The organism is Phormidium sp. CCY1219, assembly GCF_035615515.1.
GTDB lineage: Bacteria > Cyanobacteriota > Cyanobacteriia > Cyanobacteriales > Laspinemataceae > CCY1219.
The window spans coordinates 20873-28117 of the sequence record NZ_JAJENT010000739.1 but is presented as its reverse complement, the minus strand read 5'-3'; the positions used below and the strand labels follow the sequence as shown (position 1 = coordinate 28117).

The following is a 7245-nucleotide window of genomic DNA, read 5'->3' as shown; positions in this document are numbered from 1 at the left end:
AGGGGCTTGGTAAGACTTTATTTTCCCAAGCTCACCTGACCAGAAGACCAGACTTATCTAAGTTTGGTAGCCATGAACCATCGTTGATGCCCCGATGCAAATTGCGATCGCTGCCTTGCACCGGGTGGGCAAGGGGCGTAAATTCAGCCAAATGGCGGAAGCCCTAACACCGAAGCCTCGTTTATTATTAACCTATCGCAATCCAGTGATAAATCCCGAAATGACGTAAATTTAGATACAACATCCTGGAGATTATCCCTTATATTTAACCTGGTAAATCCAGATCGAATTAGCCTCAATTGTTAAGATAAAATGATAAATCAAGGCTTTTAATTTCCCAAGTAACCCACAGTCAAAAACAGCCAATCCGAAATCAGTTCAAACATTTACCGAACCGGACAACAGAGAGGAATAAAGATGATTGCCACGAAAACAAAATCTTCTACCCGAGACACTGCACGCCCTGCATCCCCTCCGCGTATTGCATCGCCAACAAAAGCCCTACAACAAATCGTCAACAAGCAACTTTCCGGACGCCTCACCGTTCGCGATCCCCAAGACCACTCGGTGTATTGGCGAGTGTATTTTGGCAAGGGTAAGGTGCATTTTGCCAGTAGTGTAATGGGACAGCAAGAACGCCTACAGTATCATTTATCCAGGTTGCATCCCCAACTCGAGTCCTTATCCCGCGAGGCGTTTAAAAGCGATTATCAAGTCATTTGTCACTACTGGAAAACCAAACAAATCTCCCTGCAAGAGGCGCGCAAGCTGTTATTTACCCTCACCCAAGAAGCGTTAGTCCAATTGGTGAACTTGCCGCAAGCCGAACTGCAATTCGAGAAATTGGTGGGACTCGATCCGATTTTGCTTTCCGTTCCTTTGAAGCAGACCATTTTGCCCATGCGCGGATTTATTGGCAAATGGGGAAAACTCAGACCAGAAATTGCCTCGCCGTTTCAAAGACTTTTTGTAAAAAATCTAGAGCCAATACCCAAACTGCTGTGGCAAAATGTGAAGGATATTGAATTTATCAAAGCCCTGGTGAAAGTGCTGCAGCAAAATCCCTGCCTGTATGAAGCGGCCCACCAGTTAAAAACCGATACCCTTTCCCTGGCAACTTTACTGCAGCCGTTGGTGCGAGAAGGTGCGGTGGGGGTGAATCCTTACAAGCAGACTCAAAATCCAAAAAACGGGCCGATTATTGCCTGCATTGATGATAGTAAAACCACCCAACGGCAAATTAAGGCGATTTTAGAAACGATGGGGTATCGGTATTTAGGCTTAACCGATCCGGCGAAAGCGCTGACCACGTTAGCCAGAAATAAACCGGCGTTGGTGCTGATGGATATTAATATGCCGCAAATCAACGGGTACGAGCTTTGTCGGATGCTGAAACAATCGAGTATGCTAGAAACGGTGCCGATTGTGATGCTAACGGGACGAGATGGTTTAATCGATAAAATGCGATCGCGCATGGTAGGTGCAAACGATTACGTCACCAAACCTTTTGATGCGGCGCAACTGTTAACCATTATCGAGGCGCAGTTAACCGCCAAACCCAAAGAAACCCGCGAACCAATGGTCTCGCCCAAGTTGGCATATAGCTATTAATCGGGAGCGCAGGGAGAATGAAGAAGGAAAGAGTTTCGCAATTCTCAATTCTGAATTCTCAATCGAGGGAGAAGAGAGAATGCAGCAGGAGTACGCGCATTTGGAACTGAGCGCCACCGTAAATTTAGCAGTGCCGATGGAATATGTGGAAGAGACGATCGCCATTGCTTGGGCAGAGATTTGTCCGATTCCGGGAGTTCCCGATGGGGTATTGGGCGTCATCGATCGCGGGGGAAAGCTGCTGTGGGTGGTAGAATTAGCGGATTTTCTCAGCGATATCTTGGGACTTTCCGCGATTGCGCGCAGTCATGGGGATGAATTAACCGTGGGAATTCTTTGCAATTCACCCAGAGAGGAGAAGCGCCAGGGGGACGATCGCCCGCCATTGGTGCGCCAAGTAGGGATAGCGATCGGGGCATTCCGAGGCACCTTGTCAGTGAACCCGGATGAATTTCAACCCATTCCGCCCCAGTGGGCACCGGCGATCGCCTCCCTTATCTCCCAAGTCGCATGGGTGAACCCCCCCAACTCACCCCGGATGTTCCCCCTCGGAGTGCTGGATATCCCCGCGTTTTTCCACGCTTTAAACCCGCAATAGCATAACCTAACATGACTGCTTACAACCCGGTTCTCGATCCCGATCGCTTAGCATCCATCGCCGAAGATGCTCGCCATTGCTTCGTTTATGAAGAAGCACCCGAGTGTTTGCTCGCCCTCGAGCAAGGGATCGCCCAGATCCGAGAACAGGAGGGAAACAGCCATAACCCCTCGGCGGAATATGCCGAAACCATCCGCGCCGCCCACTCCCTGAAAGGCGGGGCGGGGATGGCGGGATTGCTCGAGGTCAGTCATCTAGCGCACAAACTGGAAGAATTACTCATCGCCCTGCAACAAGGGCGGGTAGGCAATTTGTCCGCCGCCCACGAATTGCTCTCCCTCAGTGCCGATCTGATTAGCGATCTGATTTTAAATGCGTTAAATAATCAGGAACCTTCCCCAACCGCGCGCCAGAGATTAGATAACTTTATCCAGAGTTTAGAGCGATTCGTGGAAGACTTGCCCGCGCCGCGCCCGGAGGAGAGTGAAGGCACACAAGCGCGCCAGCAAAACCTCGGATCCGAGTCCGACGCCTGTGGCGAACCCCTGAATCCGTTTGTCAAAACTGCCTTAGAGGTAGATTTAGAGGACTGCCTGCAAAGGTTAGAGCGATCGCTGCATCTTTATAACGACAATAAAATACCACAAGATGCGCCGTTACGCAAGAGTTTCACCCTATTTTTAGAAGAATGCCAGTTACTCGGACAAACCCTGAACTTAAACCGCTTAAATCAACGGGCCAGGGAATTCGCCGCCCGAGTCACCACCAAGAACACCTCAGTAGAAGAAGTAGCACAGCAGGCGATCGCCGAGATCCGACAACTGAAAACCGAACTGCTAACCCCGAAACCGAAACCCACCCCCGCCACCGCCCCAGGGTCGCAGAAATCCGAAGCGACAACCCCCGACTCGAAACCGAGATCTGCTGCGATTCCGGAGCGATTTTTAAAATATATCATCCTCAACCCGCAAGCGGCGGGGAATCCGGCGAATTTGAACCTGCGGGTGCCGGCGTGGAGAGTGAATCGGATGAGCAACACCGTGGGGGAATTGCTGATAAAATCCGAGCGACTGGCATTTTATCAACAGCAGCTCGATCGCGCCAGTCAGAGTCTGGAGAATCGCATCGAACAGCTAATGGCGATCGCCCCTAACGGCGATCGGGCCAATACCCGGGACTCCTTCCCGGAACTCACCGTCCGCGTAGCAGAAACCCGCACCGATGTCAAGTTAATTTCCCGGGAATTTAACGCCCTGTTAGGGCAATTGCACGCTTCCCTCGAACAGCTCAACCAGGACCTTACCGACTCGCGACTGGTACCCTTTGGGGAAATCGCCCAACGGTTTGCCGCCCCCTTGCAAACCCTACAACAACAGTATCACAAACAAGTCGAATTAGTAGTGCGCGGGAATGATACCCTGGTCGATCGGGCGATTTTGGAACAATTACAAACCCCCCTCACCCATTTATTCCGCAATGCCTTCGATCACGGTATCGAGTTACCGGTGGAACGAAAAGTGCAAGGCAAATCGGAGGTGGCGAAAATTATTTTATCCGCCACGGTGGAAGGGTCGCAACTGACGATCGCCATTGCTGATAATGGGCGCGGGATCGATCCGCAGAAAGTGTACGATCGCGCCTTGGAACGCAACCTAATTTCCTCAGACACGCCGGAATTCAGCCAACTGAGTACCGGCGAAATCTTCCAATTTTTGTTCGCCCCCGGGTTTTCCACCGCCACCAAAGTCACCGATTTATCCGGGCGCGGGGTAGGATTGGATATCGTACAGCACGCTTGTGCGCGACTGCGCGGCACCTTGGAGGTGGAAAGCGAAGTGGGGGGCGGCACAAAATTTACCCTTCGCATTCCCCTGACGCCGAGTCGGGTATCGGCGTATCTGTGCCAGTGTCAGCAGCGCATTTTGGCCGTTGAAACCCAGCAGGTGCGCGCTTGCATCTCCCTCTCGCCGACACAGGTATCGGCGGGGAAGGTGGAGTGGGAAAAGCACGCTCTGCCGTTGTTTTCCCTGTCGGGGTTGCTGCCCTACGGACGCTACAATCGGGATGACGCAGAGGGGAACGTTGTGCCGAGGGAGGCGTTGGTGGTGGAGGGGAAACATCGCACTGTGGCGATCGCAGTAGATGCAATCTTGGAGCAACGTCAGGTGGTTCTCAAACCCCTGGAAATGACCGTGAGCGCACCGCCCTACGTGGCGGGTTGTACGGTGTTGGGAAGCGGAGCGGTGGTGCCGATTTTGGCGTTGCAACATTTGGAGGAGATTCTTCCTCCGGAGGAAACCCCCGCGCCGATCGCACAAGTGCCCGCACGAGCGCAGGTGTTGGTGGTGGATGATTCGATCGCCGTGCGTCGATCGCTGGAAAAATTGCTGTCTCAGGCGGGGTTTGCGGTGGTTCTCTGTCGCGACGGTAGGGAGGCGTTGGCACAATTGCAGCGATCGCACTCCCGCTTCGATCTGGTACTCTCGGATCTGGAAATGCCCAATTTGGACGGGTTTGGGTTGCTCGAGTGCATTCGCGATCGCCCGCAGTGGCGCGAGATTGCGATCGCCATGCTGACCTCCCGCGCTACGCCACAACACTTACACCGGGCAAGGTGTTTGGGCGCAACCGCCTATTTGACCAAACCGTTTCAGGGCGATCGCTTAGTGCAAGCGATCGCGGCAATTCTCGCCCGGGGCGATTCCAATTCCCCACCCTTGCCAATTCCGGGCGATCGCTTGCAGGTCGCTTAAGCACATATTGCGCGCCCACTCCCCGGCGAAAACTCCCGCTGTGGACAGAGGCGATCCCCAGAAATTTCACTCTCTAGATATATGACAGATACCCTGCTGCCCGGGAAAGATGCCCGTCAGGAACGATAACCTTTGGCGATCGCGTTTCAATTCCGTCTTTAGATATATGACGCGGACTTCCCTATGGCTTTAGTATAACGATAGAAAGCTTTGCAAGGAGAAAAATAATCCCTAACTTTAGCAGACTTCCCCAACCAATTGCCTTTTTTTACTCTTTAAAACCCTCCACCGTCAAGAGGCGATCGCTCTGCCTTCAGGGATGGGTAAAGGGAATAAATAACTGAGGGATTGATGAAGCTTGTCAGGCGAAGCGAGCGACTAACTCGTGACCAACTAGAACGGGTTATCGCGCCAAACTAACACCTATGGCATAGCTCAAAAAAACGCAATTTTTCTCTAAATAAAACTCAAGTAAAATCGAGCAAAGCCAATCATTTTAACCCCCATAAAACTGTCACTCAAAAATCTGGCAATTGGTGACATGGGGTATCTGTATTTTTTTGTAAACCAAGGAGAAACTATGACACATCCTGTGATTGCAATTGGACTGGATGCTGCCGACCCGAAAATCATCGAAGAATGGATGTCCCAAGGACATTTGAAAAACCTGCGTCGCTTGCGCGATGAGGGAGCTTACGGAAGGCTGAGAACCTTTGATTACTATCGCGCCGAAACCCCTTGGACTACATTTCTGACCGGGCGATCGCCGCAGGAAACGGGCTATTGGGCACCGTTAAAACTGAAAGAAGGCACCTACGAGGTGGAGAACGTCCAATCCCACGATTTTGCCGAACATCAACCATTTTATGCCTTGGGGGATGACTATCGCGTGGCGGTTTTTGACATGCCGCAAGCGCCTTTGGCTTCCGGAGTAAATGGCGTCCAAGCATTAGCCTGGGGGGCGCATTCTCCGCAAACGCCGACTCATTCCAAGCCGGAATTTTTCCTGCAAGAAACCATCGAAAAGCATGGGGAACATCCTACATTGCTGAAAGATTTTGCCTGCGTGATGGATGTGAAAGCGCTCGAAGAGCTAAAGGAAAATATGAAGGTGGGAATCGCGCGTCGGGGCGAAATTTGCAAGGATTTGCTCGAGGGAGAAGATTGGGATTTCTTCTTGACGATTTTTGGCGAAACCCACAGCGCCGGACATGTATTTTGGCATTTGAGTCAGCCCAATCATCCGCTTTATCCCTTGTTTGCCGATCGCGGATCGGGGGATCCGATGCTAGAAACCTTTGAAGCGATCGATGAGGCGATCGGGGAAATTGTCTCGGAAGCGCCGGAAAACGCGCGCGTGGCGGTGTTTGCGGCGCATGGGATGGATTTTAACAACATGGATCTACCCAGCATGGTATTTCTCCCGGAGTTTATGTTCCGCTTGAACTTCCCGGGCAAATACGGACTCGCGCGCGCTAACGTGAATGAACCCCCCGGTCCGCCAGTGACGAAAGGACGCGCAAAGCGCGGTTGGATGGGAACGGTATGGAGTATGAAGCACGAGCAAAATCCGGTTAAAGGCTTTTTGCGCCGACAGCTTCCCCGCAAGGTGTTTGAAGTCATCGAACCGATATTCGGCACTTCGGAAGAAATGGAGCTTGTTTCGCCCTTTGAGATGCGGGAAAACTCCAATCCGCTATACTACCAGAGTGCGGCGTGGTATCAGCCGTTTTGGCCGCAGATGAAAGCGTTTGCCCTGCCGAGTTTTTCTGAAGGATATATCCGGATAAACCTGAAGGGACGCGAACCCCACGGCATTGTCGATCCCGCAGACTATCACGCCGTCTGTGACGAGACGATCGCCAAACTCTCGCAAATGGTGGATGCGCGCACCGGCGAACCGATGGTGAAGGATATCATCCGTACCCGGGAAAACCCCACCGACTCGGATCCGAAGCTTCCCGATGCCGATTTGGTGGTCATCTGGCAAGATAAATCGGCCACAGATGTGGTGGAGAGTCCCGATATCGGACGCATCGGCCCGGTTCCGTTTAACCGCACCGGTTCTCACCGTTCGGATGGGTTTATGGTGGCGAAAGGGCCGGGAATCGAAGCGGATTCGACAATTCCAGCCGGTCATTCGTTGGATTTAGCCCCCACGATGTTACATTTATTAGATGCCCCGATCCCGCCGGATTTTGAAGGTCAACCGATGCTGAAAATTCAAACTTCGGCGGTGGTGGGATAAGGTAAAATAGCGCAACATCAGCTTACCCTCATCTT

The 7245-nt window shown here is 52.2% G+C and carries 5 protein-coding genes; all 5 read left to right on the top strand.

Annotation, left to right across the window (positions count from 1 at the left end; all coding sequences use genetic code 11):
• The first annotated feature begins 94 nt into the window (after window positions 1-94).
• The 5 genes from LKK83_RS22500 to LKK83_RS22480 all read left to right on the top strand — a co-directional run bounded on the left by LKK83_RS22500 (window position 95) and on the right by LKK83_RS22480 (window position 7210).
• Window positions 95-229 carry a hypothetical protein gene (locus LKK83_RS22500; RefSeq protein ID WP_324633606.1) on the top strand — a complete coding sequence of 45 codons (135 nt, stop codon included), beginning with the start codon at window positions 95-97 and terminating at the stop codon, window positions 227-229.
• A gap of 188 nt (window positions 230-417) precedes the next feature.
• Window positions 418-1611, top strand: a complete 1194-nt coding sequence (locus LKK83_RS22495) for a response regulator (protein WP_324633605.1) — start codon at window positions 418-420, stop codon at window positions 1609-1611.
• A 79-nt stretch (window positions 1612-1690) separates the two neighbouring features.
• Window positions 1691-2209 carry a chemotaxis protein CheW gene (locus tag LKK83_RS22490; protein WP_324633603.1) on the top strand — a complete coding sequence of 173 codons (519 nt, stop codon included), beginning with the start codon at window positions 1691-1693 and terminating at the stop codon, window positions 2207-2209.
• 11 nt (window positions 2210-2220) lie between these two features.
• Window positions 2221-4962: a hybrid sensor histidine kinase/response regulator gene (locus LKK83_RS22485; protein WP_324633602.1), complete on the top strand. Its 2742-nt coding sequence runs from the start codon at window positions 2221-2223 to the stop codon at window positions 4960-4962.
• 580 nt (window positions 4963-5542) lie between these two features.
• Entirely contained in the window at window positions 5543-7210 is a 1668-nt protein-coding gene (locus LKK83_RS22480) for an alkaline phosphatase family protein (RefSeq protein WP_324633601.1), read from the top strand.
• Window positions 7211-7245 lie beyond the last annotated feature (35 nt).

Coding starts and splice junctions, on each gene's coding strand:
- LKK83_RS22500 (WP_324633606.1), top strand. CDS start 95: ATGCAAATTGCGATCGCTGCCTTGCACCGGGTGGGCAAGGGGCGTAAA.
- LKK83_RS22495 (WP_324633605.1), top strand. CDS start 418: ATGATTGCCACGAAAACAAAATCTTCTACCCGAGACACTGCACGCCCT.
- LKK83_RS22490 (WP_324633603.1), top strand. CDS start 1,691: ATGCAGCAGGAGTACGCGCATTTGGAACTGAGCGCCACCGTAAATTTA.
- LKK83_RS22485 (WP_324633602.1), top strand. CDS start 2,221: ATGACTGCTTACAACCCGGTTCTCGATCCCGATCGCTTAGCATCCATC.
- LKK83_RS22480 (WP_324633601.1), top strand. CDS start 5,543: ATGACACATCCTGTGATTGCAATTGGACTGGATGCTGCCGACCCGAAA.